11 protein-coding genes are annotated in these 13710 nt (G+C 60.4%); 9 read left to right on the forward strand and 2 right to left on the reverse strand.

Features of this window, described 5'->3' with window-relative positions:
• Positions 1 to 32 precede the first annotated feature (32 nt).
• Positions 33 to 887: an MBL fold metallo-hydrolase gene (locus NKJ84_RS13520; protein ID WP_352506842.1), complete on the forward strand. Its 855-nt coding sequence runs from the start codon at positions 33 to 35 to the stop codon at positions 885 to 887.
• A 51-nt stretch (positions 888 to 938) separates the two neighbouring features.
• Here the strand turns inward: NKJ84_RS13520 and NKJ84_RS13525 are convergent, their stop codons facing one another.
• On the reverse strand, positions 939 to 1715 hold the full coding sequence (locus NKJ84_RS13525; protein ID WP_352506843.1) for a polysaccharide deacetylase family protein: 777 nt from the start codon (positions 1713 to 1715) through the stop codon (positions 939 to 941).
• Entirely contained in the window at positions 1712 to 2800 is a 1089-nt protein-coding gene (locus NKJ84_RS13530) for a glycosyltransferase family 4 protein (RefSeq protein ID WP_352506844.1), read from the reverse strand. The genes NKJ84_RS13525 and NKJ84_RS13530 overlap by 4 nt, the downstream gene beginning before the upstream one ends.
• 74 nt (positions 2801 to 2874) lie before the next feature.
• Here NKJ84_RS13530 and NKJ84_RS13535 point away from each other — a divergent pair, with 74 nt between their 5' ends.
• The 8 genes from NKJ84_RS13535 (at position 2875) to NKJ84_RS13570 (ending at position 13702) form a co-directional block, all read left to right on the forward strand.
• Positions 2875 to 4053 carry a DUF3095 domain-containing protein gene (locus NKJ84_RS13535; protein WP_352506845.1) on the forward strand — a complete coding sequence of 393 codons (1179 nt, stop codon included), beginning with the start codon at positions 2875 to 2877 and terminating at the stop codon, positions 4051 to 4053.
• 105 nt (positions 4054 to 4158) lie between these two features.
• The gene (locus NKJ84_RS13540; protein ID WP_352506846.1) at positions 4159 to 5502 is read left to right on the forward strand and encodes a nucleotide sugar dehydrogenase; all 1344 of its coding nucleotides are present in this window, start codon (positions 4159 to 4161) and stop codon (positions 5500 to 5502) included.
• 51 nt (positions 5503 to 5553) lie between these two features.
• Entirely contained in the window at positions 5554 to 6894 is a 1341-nt protein-coding gene (locus NKJ84_RS13545; RefSeq protein ID WP_352506847.1) for an adenylate/guanylate cyclase domain-containing protein, read from the forward strand.
• Positions 6895 to 7044: 150 nt separating this feature from the next.
• Positions 7045 to 8940, forward strand: coding sequence for an ABC transporter ATP-binding protein (locus NKJ84_RS13550; protein ID WP_352475783.1), 1896 nt, complete (start codon positions 7045 to 7047; stop codon positions 8938 to 8940).
• Positions 8937 to 10835: an ABC transporter substrate-binding protein gene (locus NKJ84_RS13555; protein WP_352506848.1), complete on the forward strand. Its 1899-nt coding sequence runs from the start codon at positions 8937 to 8939 to the stop codon at positions 10833 to 10835. The genes NKJ84_RS13550 and NKJ84_RS13555 overlap by 4 nt, the downstream gene beginning before the upstream one ends.
• Positions 10836 to 10837: 2 nt before the next feature.
• Entirely contained in the window at positions 10838 to 11836 is a 999-nt protein-coding gene (locus NKJ84_RS13560; RefSeq protein WP_254818875.1) for an ABC transporter permease, read from the forward strand.
• Positions 11833 to 13014, forward strand: a complete 1182-nt coding sequence (locus tag NKJ84_RS13565) for an ABC transporter permease (RefSeq protein ID WP_254818876.1) — start codon at positions 11833 to 11835, stop codon at positions 13012 to 13014. The genes NKJ84_RS13560 and NKJ84_RS13565 overlap by 4 nt, the downstream gene beginning before the upstream one ends.
• A gap of 208 nt (positions 13015 to 13222) precedes the next feature.
• Positions 13223 to 13702 (forward strand): class I SAM-dependent methyltransferase, encoded by a 480-nt coding sequence (locus tag NKJ84_RS13570; RefSeq protein WP_352506849.1) that lies wholly within the window; start codon positions 13223 to 13225, stop codon positions 13700 to 13702.
• The last annotated feature ends 8 nt before the right edge of the window (positions 13703 to 13710 follow it).

Raw genomic sequence — 13710 nt, forward strand, 5'->3', positions numbered from 1 at the left:
GGTTGTTTGGATATGATGGGCGAAGGGGTAGCATGGACGACAACGTTTTCCTGGTCAGGTTTTGGGGTGTCCGCGGCAGCATTTCGGTATCAGGGCCAGAATTCTCTCGCTATGGCGGCAACTCAATCTGCGTCGAAATGCGATGCGGTAAGCATACGCTTCTGTTCGACGCAGGCTCTGGCCTACGGCCTGCCGGCGCGGCACTTCAGGCGTTGGGCGTGACCGATTTCGACCTGCTTTTCACCCATTGCCATTACGATCACATCATCGGGTTGCCGTCTTTTGCGCCGATCTATGATCGGGGCGCCAAGGTTACGCTTTGGTCCGGGCATCTTGCAGGACACATGACGACCCGGCAGATGGTCGATGAGTTCATGCAGCCGCCGTGGTTTCCGGTGAAACTGGAAGCCTGCAAGGCAAGCCTCGACTATCGCGATTTCGTATCCGGAGACGTGCTTCGCCCGCGCGAAGGGGTGGTGGTCCGAACCGGCAGTCTTATCCATCCGGGCGGCTGCATAGGCTACCGGGTCGAATGGGGCGGCCGCGTCGTGGCGATGATCACAGACACTGAGCACGAGCCGGACAAACTCGATCAGGCGGTGCTCGGCCTGATCGAAGATGCCGACCTCGTCATTTACGATTGCACCTACACCGAGGAGGAAATGGAACGCCGCCGCGGTTACGGGCACTCGACATGGCAAGAGGGTGTCAAGCTCTGTGAGGCGGCCGGTGCGCGCAGGCTTGCCCTGTTTCACCACGATCCGACACGGACCGACGAGGAACTGGACGAGATCGAGAAACTGGCCAAAGACAGGTTTACCGGCGCTTTTGCCGCGCGGGATGGCCAGACGCTCAAATTTCCAGTCTCATTGCGCAAAAAGCGCTGAGCTGTTTTCCTCTATCTCTTTGTTTTGACGCAATTCCGGACGGAAAACCATTCACACTTTTCGTGGAATTGCTTTACCGGCGCTGCGCCCGATCAATGTCCTGATCGGAAGCCATACGCAGGCTTCAGTCTGTGCGGTGACTGTGAACAGCCGTTCGAGGAAGAGCCAGGCCGATTCATCATGCACGAGATGGTGGGTGAGCAGGCCGGCCGGTTCGCCTCCATCGAATGCATGCTGCAACTGCGCGATGATGGCTTGAACCAACAGGCCATGATCGCGGCAGCCGCGCGTGCCATGCCAATCCATGATGTCGACATTGCTGTTGATGACCGCAAGTGAAGCCGGTCTTGGCGGCCCATAGACCGACAATGCCGAAAATCCTATCGATCCAAGGTCGGATACCAAGCCGGCGTCGATCCTGTTCCAGGGTGGCACCAGCATCGGAACGGCACGTGCGCCGTGCAGGCCGGTTATGTGCGACAGCCCGCGGGCCAGATCATCGAGCACCGCCTCGCGTGGCCGATGCGCGCCGAGCTCCTGCTTCTTCTGGCCCTCCGGAGCATGATTTCGGTGCGCCCAGCCATGGATGGCGACCGTGGCATGCGGCGCCTCGTCAAGCCGAACGACAAGCTTCTCGTCAGTCAGGGCGGGAATGACGGCCAGAGTCACCGGAACCGCGAATTCACCAGTGAGGTCGAGCAACCGATCAAGCGCAGGCGTCGGATCAACGCCGTCATCGTCGCGCAGCCAGAACTCTGCCTTACGGTCCGCCCGTTGCCAGTTCGCCAGCTCCTCCACCAAGGGTTGCCAGATTTGATCGGATGTCATGAGACCGGGATCTTCGCAAGAAGTTCGGCCAGACGCGCCGCCGCAGCACCGAGACAACGTTCTTCGAGGATGAAACGTCTGGCTTCTGCGGCCATGATGGATCTTTCGTCGTTACGGGTCAGAAGCCTTTCAATGGCAGAAGCGAACGCCGCCACATCGTCCGGCGGGGTGAGAAACCCGGCCTGGCCATCCCGCACGACCTCCGGCACGCCGGCGACATCCTGAGCCACAACCGGAAGGCCGGCGGCCTGTGCTTCAAGATAGGCAACGCCATAGGCCTCGCCGAAACCCGGCCAGACGTAAATTCCCCCACTGTAGAGGACATCCGGCACGGCGGCTGGCTCAAGCGCGCCAAGCCATTCGATACGCTCGGCGGGCAAGCCGGCGAATTGCGCTTTGATCTCCTCGCGGGCAGGTCCGTCCCCGACGATCGACATGGTCCAGGTCAGATGACCGATCGAACCGAGCGCCTGCGCCAGCATGCGATAGCTTTCGACTTTGTCGCCCGGGCGCATCATGGCGACGGTAACGAGGCGCGTCGGACAACCCCGTGCCGGTGTTTCCCGGAATAGCGATGTGTCGATGAAGGGCGAAAGCATGCCGAAAGCGGCGTCGGGTATCGCATCTGCCAGTCCCTGAAGATCCCTTTGCGTGAAGCAGATGTTCAGCGCCGCCTGTTCGACGGCTCGCGCCACCAACGCTTGCGTATCGGCCCACAAACCGGTGTTGCGCCGCCTCGAATAGGAGGCTTCCGCTGTCACATAGGGAACACCAAAGGCCAACGCCAGTTCGGGCCCGATCAGGTCGGGCGCCTTGTAATAGGGATGATAGGTGAACCACAGATCGGGCTTGCCGTCACGATCCCAAAGCCCTGCCAGCCGCGCGGCTTCCTCCCGGGCCTCGACCTTGAGCGCATCGAAACTTTTCGAATCCGGTTCGCGTAGATAGAAGCGCAATTCAGATGCCAGTTCGACGCTGTGCCCTCCATGCTCCAGCGCCTTGACCAGCATCCGTGCCATCTGACGGTCGCCTGAGGCAACGGGATGATTGGGCGACTTCAGCGGCGCGTAGAAGGCAATTCGCATCGCCGGACCCTATCATCGGAAAGCCTGCGCAAGTCAATTTCGAAGCATGATCGACTTCACCCTCAAGCACTGGAATGTGCTATCTGATGCTCATGGAAACAGCTGCCGCGTCCGACCCGTTTGTCGCTTCCCTACCGGTCTTCGCCAGGTTCGAAAGCGTTGCCGATATCGATAACTATCGGCCTCTCCCCGATGGCTGGGCGCTGGCCACCGCAGATATCGTCGGCTCTACCAAGGCGATCGAGGCGGGGCGCTATAAAACCGTCAATATGGCCGGTGCCAGCGTCATTTCGGCGCTGCTCAATGCGCTGGGTAGGCAAGATCTTCCCTTTGTCTTCGGCGGCGACGGCGCGCTCGTGGCGTTTCCCGGCTCGGCGCTGGAGATCACCCGCAACGCGCTGGCGGCTGTCCAGAGATGGGTGGCGGCCGAACTGGATCTGACCTTGCGTGCCGCAATCGTGCCGATAAAGGATATAAGAGCGCAAGGCCTCGACGTTCGCGTGGCGAGGTTCCAGGCCTCCGATGCAGTCTTCTATGCCATGTTCGCCGGAGGTGGCGGCAGTTGGGCGGAAGCCGAGATGAAAGCGGGGCGCTACCGCATCGATCCTGCGCCGGCCGGCGCGCGGCCGGATCTGACCGGCCTCTCCTGCCGCTGGAACCCAATCGAAGCCCGGCATGGCGAAATTGTCTCGATCATAGCCATACCGGGGGCGTCGCGCGACTTGCGCGGTTTTCAGTTTCTGGTTTCCGACATTATCGCCCTAGCCGGCAGGCAGGAACGCGATGGCCACCCGGTGCCAGTGAACGGGCCGGACTACAGTTTGCTGCCCGCCGGCCTCGATATCGAGGCGCGGGCCATGGCGCCGGCAGGACGGCGGTGGCTGTCGAAGCTGTGGATAGTGTTCCTGATGACGCTTACGGCTGTTACGGATAGATATGGCTGGACGATCGGCAGATTCGATCCGAAGATCTACAAACGCGAAGTGGCCAGCAATTCGGATTTCCGGAAGTTCGACGATGGCTTGAAGATGACCATCGACGTTGACGCGGATGTATTGCAACGGATCGAGAACCGGCTGAAACAGGCGGAAGAGGCGGGCATCTGCAACTATGGCCTGCACCGCCAGAAATCGGCCTTGATGACATGCCTCGTCGCATCGCCGCTGCAGCGCGATCACGTTCATTTCATCGATGGCGCCGCCGGCGGCTATGCGATGGCTGCCGCAAGCCTTAAGGCGAAGGTGCCGGTCTGACGGCTTGCGGACATCGATTTTCCGCAATATGCCTCGGGGCTCTTGGGAGCGGTGAGCCTCACCATGGAAGCGGACGGCCTGTCCGAATTGACGGGAAGCACATTTTTGGACGCCTCACGATCGACATATGACCGTCTTCTGAACCGGATTTCGACGCGTGCCGCGCAAGTCGGCGTGATCGGACTGGGCTATGTGGGGCTGCCGCTGGCGGTTGCGATCGCACGCGCCGGCTTCCCGGTTTCCGGCTTCGACATCGAACCCCAAAAGGTCGAGAGCCTGAACAACGGCCAATCCTACATCGAGGCGGTGACGTCGCCAGCCCTTGCCGGCCAGGTGGCGAGCGGACGGTTCCGCGCCACTGCGGATTTTGCCGAACTGGCCGTCTGCGATGTCATCATCATCTGCGTTCCGACACCACTGACGAAACACCGCGAGCCGGATCTCTCCTTTGTCAGGAACACGGCAGGCACCATCGCGAAGCATCTGCGTCTCGGCCAGCTGATCGTGCTGGAATCGACCACCTATCCCGGCACCACCGACGACGTGATCAAGCCCATCCTGGAAAAAACCGGCTTGCGGTCGAGGATAGATTTCTTCCTCGGCTTCTCGCCCGAACGCGAGGATCCCGGCAACCGCAGCTTTGAAGTCGCGACGATCCCCAAGGTCGTGGCAGGTGACGGCACTGAAGCGGCGATGCTCGTGCAGGCTTTCTACCATGGCGTGGTCAAGACCGTCGTTCCGGTTTCCACCACGGCAACCGCCGAGGCGGTCAAGCTGACGGAAAACATCTTCCGCTCGGTCAACATAGCCCTCGTCAACGAGTTGAAGGTCGTGCTCGGTGCGATGGGAATCGACATCTGGGAGGTGATCGAGGCGGCAAAGACCAAGCCGTTCGGCTATATGCCTTTCTATCCTGGCCCTGGACTTGGCGGGCACTGCGTTCCGATCGATCCTTTCTACCTGACGTGGAAGGCGCGCGAATACGAACTGCCGACCCGCTTCATCGAGCTGGCGGCAGAGATCAACACGGCCATGCCGCGTCATGTGGTCGATGAACTGGCGAAGGCGCTGGACCGGCGCTGCGGCAAGGCGCTCAGCCGCTCGCGCATTCTCATCATCGGGCTCGCCTATAAGAAGAATGTGCCCGACATCCGCGAAAGCCCCTCATTGCGGCTCATTGAACTCATCGAGGAATGGGGCGGCAAGGCGGAATTCCACGATCCGCATGTTACCGAAATCCCGACCACACGGGAGCATATGGCGATCAAGGGGCGTCGCTCGGTCGAATTGACCGAGGTGGCCCTGAAGGATTTCGACGCTGTCGTCGTTGCAACCGACCACGACGCGATCGACTATCAGGCGATCGCGGATCACGCTCTACTGATCGTCGACACACGCAATATTTTTGGCCGCCTCGGGCTAGCCCGAGAGACGGTGGTGAAGGCCTGACGGCGTCCGAGCCGGCGAATTTGTGGCGGATCAAGGAGATTTCGAGATAGCATGAGCACAGCGCAAGCAGAAATTTCTGCCATTCTCATGGATAAGGTTGCCGATTGGCTGACGCAATCGGCGTTGGCGGGCGACGATCTGGAAACATTGGTAAGGGGCTTTTGTGAACGGCTGGCTGCTGCCGGCCTGCCGCTGAAGCGGGTGCATTTGAGCTTTTCGATGCTTCATCCGCTTTATGACGCGCTCGGCTTCACCTGGCTCCGCGGCCAGGGCCTGGAAGTGGAAGGCTTCCGCAAGGAGAACGGCGTTCACTCCGACAGATTCCTGACCAGCCCATACTACCATCTGCTCAGCCACAAGCTCGACCATCTGCGGCGCCGGCTCGACCCGTCGGTGCCGTCGGAATTTCCTGTTTTCGATGACCTCAAGCTGATGGGCGTCACCGATTACATGGCTTTCGTCCATCCCTTCAGCGGCAACACCAGTCAGGGCATGATCGGGTCTTGGTCCACCGACAGTGCCGCAGGCTTCAGCGACAGCATGATTGCGGCGCTGCTGCGCATCCAGAACCATCTCGCTATCGCAACCAAGATGGCGGTGCTCACCAAGCTTGCCGACAACATGATGACCACTTATCTCGGCGGCGACGCCGGCAGGCGCGTGCTCGACGGCCAGATCAAGCGCGGCGAGGGTGATACAATCCGGGCGGCACTGGTCATGGGCGACATGCGCGGGTCGTCAAGACTTGCCGAAACCTCCGGCCGCGAAGTCTATATCGATACGCTGAACCAGTTTTTCGACGCCGCTGCTGCGCCTTTCAATCGTAAGGGCGGGCAGATCATGAGTTTCATAGGGGATGGCTTCATTGCAGTTTACCCTTGCGCAAGGCACCGTTCACAGTCCGAGATCGCCTGCCAGGCCGCTCTTGCAGCAGCGCACAAGGCCACCGCGCGCATGATGGATCTCAATCTGCGCAGAAAGCAGCAGGGATTGAGCGACATAAACTATGGTATCGGCCTGCATGTCGGCAATGTGATGTTCGGCAATGTCGGGCTTACCGACCGGCTCACATTCTCCGTCTTCGGCTCGGCTGTAAACGAGGTCCAGCGCCTCCAGACCCTAACCAAGAAATATCCGCACAGCGTTCTCGCCAGCAAAGACTTCGCCAGCTATTGCGGCGCCAACAACTGGCTGGCGCTCGGCATGGAGGAACTGGCGGGCATCAGGCAGAAGCTAACGGTGCTTTCACCCGATTTGTCGGGTGCTCTCTCGCTCGACGAAGACGGTGCGCTGGAGCCGATTTACGACCGAATATCGGACGCCGAGCAGGTCATGCTGCTTCATCGCAATGCCGCGCGGCCGTCCGCGGGCGACCCGAGGAAGCTCCAGTAACCGCCACGATCCGATCCGAACGCGTTTTGGTATGCAGTCCGATCGCCGGTTCCGGCAGGGAACTTGCGACTGTTCGAATCCAAGTTGCTCTAGGCTGGCAATGCGCTAGTCTCGCCTTCTGGAGCGGCCAGAGTGGGGGCTGGTGTGAGAATGAATTTGGGCGTTGATCTGCTGCGGATCGAGGATGTTGGCATCTCTTTTGCCATTATAGGGGGACCGTTGCATGCCGTCAGGCGTGCGAATCTTCGCGTCTTGCCCGGCAAGGTTACCGCGCTTGTGGGCGAGTCCGGTTCCGGAAAATCGGTTCTCAGCCAGGCAGTGATGGGCATTTTGCCGAACACAGCCCATGTTCGCGGCCGTATCCTGTTTTCCGATCCTGAAAAGCCCGGCACGACGCAGGATATCCTGCAGATGCCGCGTGACGGACCCGAAATCCGGGCGTTGAGAGGCAGCCGCATCGGCAAAATATTTCAGGAGCCGATGACATCACTGTCGCCGCTGCATACGATCGGCAATCAGGTCAGCGAATCCCTGCAGATTCATACGCCCACGGCTCGGGTGGAGCGCAAGGCGCGGACCGAGGAAATGCTCGGACTTGTCGGCTTTCCCAACCCCAAGCGCGCCTATGACATGTATCCCTTTGAACTTTCGGGAGGATTGCGTCAACGCGCCATGATCGCCATGGCGCTTATCTGCCGGCCCGCCCTGTTGATCGCCGACGAGCCGACAACGGCGTTGGACGTCACCATCCAGGCGCAAATCCTGCAATTGCTGCGCGAGCTTCAGACGAAGCTGAACATGGCGATGCTGCTGATCACGCACGACCTTGGCGTAGTCGCCAATGTCGCCGACGAGGTGGTGGTCATGTACCATGGCGAGATCATGGAAGCGGGACCTGTGGAGGCGATATTCCGCCGGCCGGGCCACCCTTACCTGAAGGGCCTGATGGCAGCCGTTCCGCATTTCGACCTGAAGCCCGGCGAAAGGCTAAAAGCGCTCCGCGAGGTGCCGGTGAATGTCGGGAACCTGCTCGGCAAGCAGACGGCGCCAGCATCGAAGGGGCCGGACGACCTCCTGCTGTCGGTCAGGGATATGACAAAGACCTTCACGATCCGCAAGTCCGGATGGTTCGGCGGAGGTCATCAAACCTCTGTTCGCGCCGTGGACGGCGTGAGCTTTGATATCAGGCGGGGCGAGTGCCTGGGTCTTGTCGGCGAAAGCGGCTCCGGCAAAACCACCGTCAGCAAGGTCCTCATGCGGGCTGTCACCCCTAGCGGCGGCTCTGTGATCTTCAACGGCCGCGATGGTCCGATCGACGTCTTGAAAGCCGAGGGAGACGCTCTGCGCATGCTGCGCGCGAAAATCCAGATGGTCTTCCAGGATCCGGTTTCGTCGCTTTCACCTCGCATGACGGTGGAGAACATTTTGAGCGAGCCGCTGGAAATCCATCAACGTGGCAATGCCGCGTCCCGACTCGCCACGGTCAAGAACCTGATGCAGGCAATCGGACTCGACCCGCGTTTCATAAAGCGTTATCCGCACAGTTTCTCCGGCGGACAGCGTCAGCGTATCGGCATCGCGCGCGCGTTGGCACTGGGGCCTGAACTCCTGATCTGCGACGAGCCAGTTTCGGCACTCGATGTCTCTGTCCAGGCGCAGATCCTGAATCTTCTGAAGGACCTGCAGAAGGAACTGGGCCTGACCTACCTGTTCATATCCCACAACCTGGCGGTGGTGGACTACATGGCCGACCGCATCGCGGTGATGTGCGGCGGGCGTATCGTCGAGCTAGCGCCGCGCGAAATTCTGCTTAGGAAACCGGTCCACCCCTACACGCGCTCACTGGTCGCCGCAGTCCCTTTCCCCGATCTCGACAGGCCGATGGATTTCAAGACTCTGAAGCTCAGCGGCGCTTCCGACACCAGCGCATGGGGACCGCAATTCCGTGACGAGGGCGACGAGGACATGCTGTCGCCGCTCGACCTTGGCGGCGGCCACCTCGTGCTGGCGCGACGTTCGGCCGATGTCAGCGAGCTACGCCATTGATCAGCCGGCGCACCGTCCTTGGACTCATGGCTTCGGCATTTCTGCCGGGCACGTTGCGCGCCGGCGACCTGGAGCCGGAATTTCTTCAGCCGCAGATGAAGGCCAGGGCGCTGCCGGCCCTGGCCGAACGCCTGCCCAAGCGTCCGCGCGCGTTGAATCTCGCTGCGATGGGCCGGCAGCCCGGCCAATATGGCGGCACGCTGCGCACGATCATCGGCAGCCAGAAAGATATCCGGATGATGACGATCTACGGGTATGCTCGCCTGGTCGGCTATGACGAAAAGCTTAACCTGCAAGCCGACATTCTCGAAAGTTTCGATGTAGCGGATGATCGTGTCTTCACTTTCAAGATACGAGAAGGACATAAATGGTCTGACGGTAGCCTGCTGACGTCGGAGGATTTTCGCTATTGCTGGGAAGATGTCTGGCTGAACGATGAGCTTTCGCAAGGCGGGCTCGCCCCGGCCCTGCTGGCGGATGGCAAGCCGCCACGCTTCGAGATCGTCGATCCGTTGACGGTCCGCTACAGTTGGGATGCGCCCAATCCCGACTTCCTGCCCAAGCTCGCCGCTGCTTCGCCCCTATCGCTTGTTCTGCCGGCCGCCTATCTCAAGCAGTTCCACAAGAAATACCAGGATCCATTCCGGCTCGCCGGCCTAATGAAGGAGAACCGGGCCAAGAAATGGACGCTCTTGCATATCCGCATGTCGCGGCAATATCGCCCGGAGAACCCGGAACTGCCGACGCTCGATCCCTGGCAGAACCGGACCAAGCCGCCGGCTGAGCAGTTCGTCTTCGAGCGGAACCCGTTCTTTCATCGAATAGACGAGAATGGCCGGCAACTGCCCTATGTCGACCGGATAGTCATGAACGTCAGCTCGTCGGCGATCATTTCCGCCAAGACCGGTGCGGGCGAGAGCGACCTGCAAGGCATGGGAATTGACTTCACCGATTACGCCTTCCTGAAGGATGCGGAGAAGCGCTACCCAGTGAAGATGCATCTCTGGAAACGCACACAAGGTTCGCGGCTGGCGCTGCTGCCCAATCTGAATTGTGCCGACCAGGTGTGGCGCGGCCTTTTTCGTGACGTGCGCGTGCGCCGCGCACTTTCGCTCGCTGTGGACAGGCGCGAGATCAATTTGGCCGTGTTCTACGGATTGGCGCAGGAAAGTGCCGATACGGTCCTGCCGGAGAGCCCGCTCTACCGGCCGGAATTCGCGAAAGCCTGGGTCGCCCATGATCCCGACCAGGCTAATGCCCTGCTCGACGAGGTCGGGCTTCAGGCGCGTGACGATGACGGCCTGCGGATACTTCCCGACGGACGCCCGGCGCAGCTCGTAGTGGAAACTGCCGGCGAAAGCACGCTGGAAACCGACGCGCTCGAGCTCATCACTGATCACTGGCGCAAGATCGGCATCGCTCTGTTCATCCGGACTTCGCAGCGCGACATCTTCCGCAGCCGCGCGCTTGGTGGCCAGATCATGATGTCGATGTGGTCGGGCATCGACAATGGCGTGCCGACCGCCGACATGAACCCCTACCAACTGGCCCCCACCGTCGACGACCAGCTGCAATGGCCGCTCTGGGGTGCTCACTACTTGTCCCGTGGCAAGGTCGGCGAAGCGCCCGATCTTCCGCCCGTGGTCGAGTTGATGGATTTACTCAAGCGCTGGAACGCATCGACTGAAGCCACGGAGCGCGCCGAGATCTGGAATTCAATGCTGTCGATCTATACCGATCAGGTGTTTTCGATCGGCACGGTGAACGGAACGCATCAGCCGGTTCTGGCATCCTCGCGGCTGCGCAATCTGCCCGACAAGGCGCTTTACGGCTACGACCCGACCGCCTATTTCGGTGTCTATATGCCGGATACATTCTGGCTTGGAGAGTCCTGAGCGTGCTTCGATATTTGGTCTGGCGCATCGCCGTGATGGTTCCAACGCTGCTGGTCATATCGGCACTGGTGTTCACGATCATCGAACTTCCCCCAGGCGACTATTTCGACAGCTATGTTGCCGAGCTTCGGGCTCAGGGCGAAGCGGTGGATTCCGATCGCATCGAGATGATGCGCAAGGAATATGGTTTCGATAAGCCACCGGTCATTCGCTACTTCTACTGGGTCGGCGGGATGCTGCACGGCGATTTCGGCTATTCCTTCGAATATGAGCTGCCGGTTCGCGACGTCGTGGGGGACCGAATGTGGCTGACGGTGCTGGTTTCCTTCGTCACGATCATCTTCACCTGGCTCATTGCCTTTCCGATCGGCATGTACTCCGCCACGCATCAATACAGCTGGGGCGACTACGGCCTGACTTTCTTCGGCCTTCTCGGCCTTGCGATTCCGAACTTCATGCTGGCGCTGATCCTGATGTATTTCGCCAACATCTGGTTCGGCACGTCCATCGGCCATCTCATGGACCAGCAATATCTCGGCGAGCCGATGAGCTGGGCCAAGGCGAAGTCGATCCTCGCCCATCTCTGGATTCCGGTCTTGATCATCGGCACCGGGGGCACGGCAAGCATGATCCGGCGGCTGCGCGCCAATCTGCTCGATGAATTGCATAAGCAATATGTCGTGACCGCGCGCGCCAAAGGCCTTCATCCCTTCAGGGCGCTGGTCAAATATCCGCTGCGCATGGCGCTCAATTTCTTCATTTCGGATATCGGCTCTATCCTGCCGGCCATCATCTCCGGTGCCGAAATCACGGCGATCGTGCTGTCTTTGGAAACGACCGGGCCGATGCTGATCAAGGCGCTGCAAAGCCAGGACATGTATCTCGCAGGGTCGTTCCTGATGTTCCTCGCCTTCCTGACGGTCATCGGCGTCCTGATTTCCGACCTAGCGCTGGCGCTACTTGATCCGCGAATTCGTTTGCAAGGCGGCAGCACCAAATGAACACGCAATCGCCGCTGCCCGCTCCGGGTGCCCCACTGCAACACTACGTTTCCATCGAGCCCTTTGACCTGCAGTCGGTCGAGGCGATGACGCCGGAGCAGGAGAAGGTCTTTCAGGCGTCGCAGCTGCGGCTGATGTGGTGGAAATTCCGCCGGCACCGGCTTGCCCTTGTATCCGGCATATTCCTGGCAACGCTTTATTTCGGGATACTGATCTGCGAGTTCCTGGCGCCCTACGATCTGCACACGCGCAACATGGACTACATCTATTCGCCGCCGCAGCGGGTGCACCTGTTCCACAACGGCCAGTTCGTCGGGCCGTTCGTCTATGGCCGCCAGATGACGCTGGATATGGACACGCTCAAGCGAAACTACATCGAGCAACAGGATGATGTTCAGCGGATCCGTTTCTTCTGCAAGGGCGACAAGTACCGGTTCTGGGGCCTGATCGAAGGTGACAGGCATTTTGTCTGCCCCGCCGAAAACGGCCAGCTCTTTCTGGCCGGCACTGACAGGCTGGGGCGCGATGTGCTCTCGCGCATCATCTATGGCGCACGCATTTCACTGACAATAGGCCTCGTCGGCATCAGTTTCAGCTTCCTGCTCGGCATTGTCATCGGCGGACTGGCCGGCTATCACGGCGGTATCTTCGATCTGATCGTTCAACGGATAATCGAAGTTCTGCAATCGATCCCCAGTATTCCGCTATGGCTGGCTCTGGCGGCGATCATGCCGATAACCTGGAGTCCGATCCTGATCTATTTCGGCATCACCGTCATCCTCGGGCTGCTCGACTGGACCGGACTGGCGCGGGCCGTGCGTTCGAAGCTTCTAGCCTTGCGCGAGGAGGATTACGTTCTGGCCGCGCAATTGATGGGCGCCAGAAGCAGCCGCATTATCCGCCGACACCTCATTCCCGGGTTTATGTCGCATCTGATCGCGACGGCAACGATCTCCATACCCGGCATGATCCTGGGCGAGACGGCGCTGAGCTTCCTCGGGCTCGGCCTGAGGGCGCCGATAACCAGCTGGGGCATCCTGCTCACCGAGGCGCGCAGCGTCAGCGTGATCGCGTTCTATCCATGGCTGCTTTTGCCGATGCTCCCCGTCGTTCTCGTCATCTTGGCGTTCAACTTCCTCGGCGACGGGTTGCGGGACGCCGCGGACCCCTACAAGTGACATCGCTATTCCGCCGCGCGCCGCGCCGCCGACTCCACCCGGTATGATCCTTGTCGGCAGCCTGTTCGCTTGTTGCAGTGTTCATCGTTCGCCTCTACACGCGGCAAGACTCGATCGGGGTTTAACACGTCGCCTCTGGTTTCAGCCGCGAAACGCTCTGGTCGGGGGCAGTTGATTTCGTGGACTTGTTCAGGAGATACAATCGCGCATGAGTCGCCTCGACAGTTTCATCCGGAGGATGACCGCACAGCGCGACATACTCGATCATGTCTGCGCCGAGGTGGCGAAGATAGAGGGCCCCGTGCTCGAGCTCGGCCTCGGTAATGGCCGGACGTTCCACCATCTGCGCGAGCGCCTGCCCGGACGCCGGATCATAGCGTTCGACCGCGCACTTGCCGCACACGCCAGCTCAATTCCCGAAGCTGAAAACCTCGTGCTCGGCGAAATACGCGAGACGGCGAGCAGGTTCATTGGCATCGACGCCGCCCTTGTTCATGCCGACATCGGCACCGGCTATGAAGATCGCGATGCAGTGATCTCTACCTGGCTTCCCGATCTGACCGCGCGCCTACTTCGCGTCGGCGGCATCGCGGTCAGCGGCACGCCGCTCGATCACCCGCAGTTGCAACGCCTCCCGCCGCCACCTTCGGTTCCCGCCGATCGTTATTTTATCTGTAGGCGAGTGTGAGGGGCCGG

Source organism: Mesorhizobium sp. M0048, assembly GCF_040323405.1.
Lineage (GTDB): Bacteria > Pseudomonadota > Alphaproteobacteria > Rhizobiales > Rhizobiaceae > Mesorhizobium.

Bases quoted from the DNA above. Each gene is read 5' to 3' on its own strand.
- NKJ84_RS13520 (WP_352506842.1), top strand. From the start codon at position 33: ATGGACGACAACGTTTTCCTGGTCAGGTTTTGGGGTGTCCGCGGCAGC.
- NKJ84_RS13525 (WP_352506843.1), bottom strand. From the start codon at position 1,715: ATGACATCCGATCAAATCTGGCAACCCTTGGTGGAGGAGCTGGCGAAC.
- NKJ84_RS13530 (WP_352506844.1), bottom strand. From the start codon at position 2,800: ATGCGAATTGCCTTCTACGCGCCGCTGAAGTCGCCCAATCATCCCGTT.
- NKJ84_RS13535 (WP_352506845.1), top strand. From the start codon at position 2,875: ATGTGCTATCTGATGCTCATGGAAACAGCTGCCGCGTCCGACCCGTTT.
- NKJ84_RS13545 (WP_352506847.1), top strand. From the start codon at position 5,554: ATGAGCACAGCGCAAGCAGAAATTTCTGCCATTCTCATGGATAAGGTT.
- NKJ84_RS13550 (WP_352475783.1), top strand. From the start codon at position 7,045: ATGAATTTGGGCGTTGATCTGCTGCGGATCGAGGATGTTGGCATCTCT.
- NKJ84_RS13565 (WP_254818876.1), top strand. From the start codon at position 11,833: ATGAACACGCAATCGCCGCTGCCCGCTCCGGGTGCCCCACTGCAACAC.
- NKJ84_RS13570 (WP_352506849.1), top strand. From the start codon at position 13,223: ATGAGTCGCCTCGACAGTTTCATCCGGAGGATGACCGCACAGCGCGAC.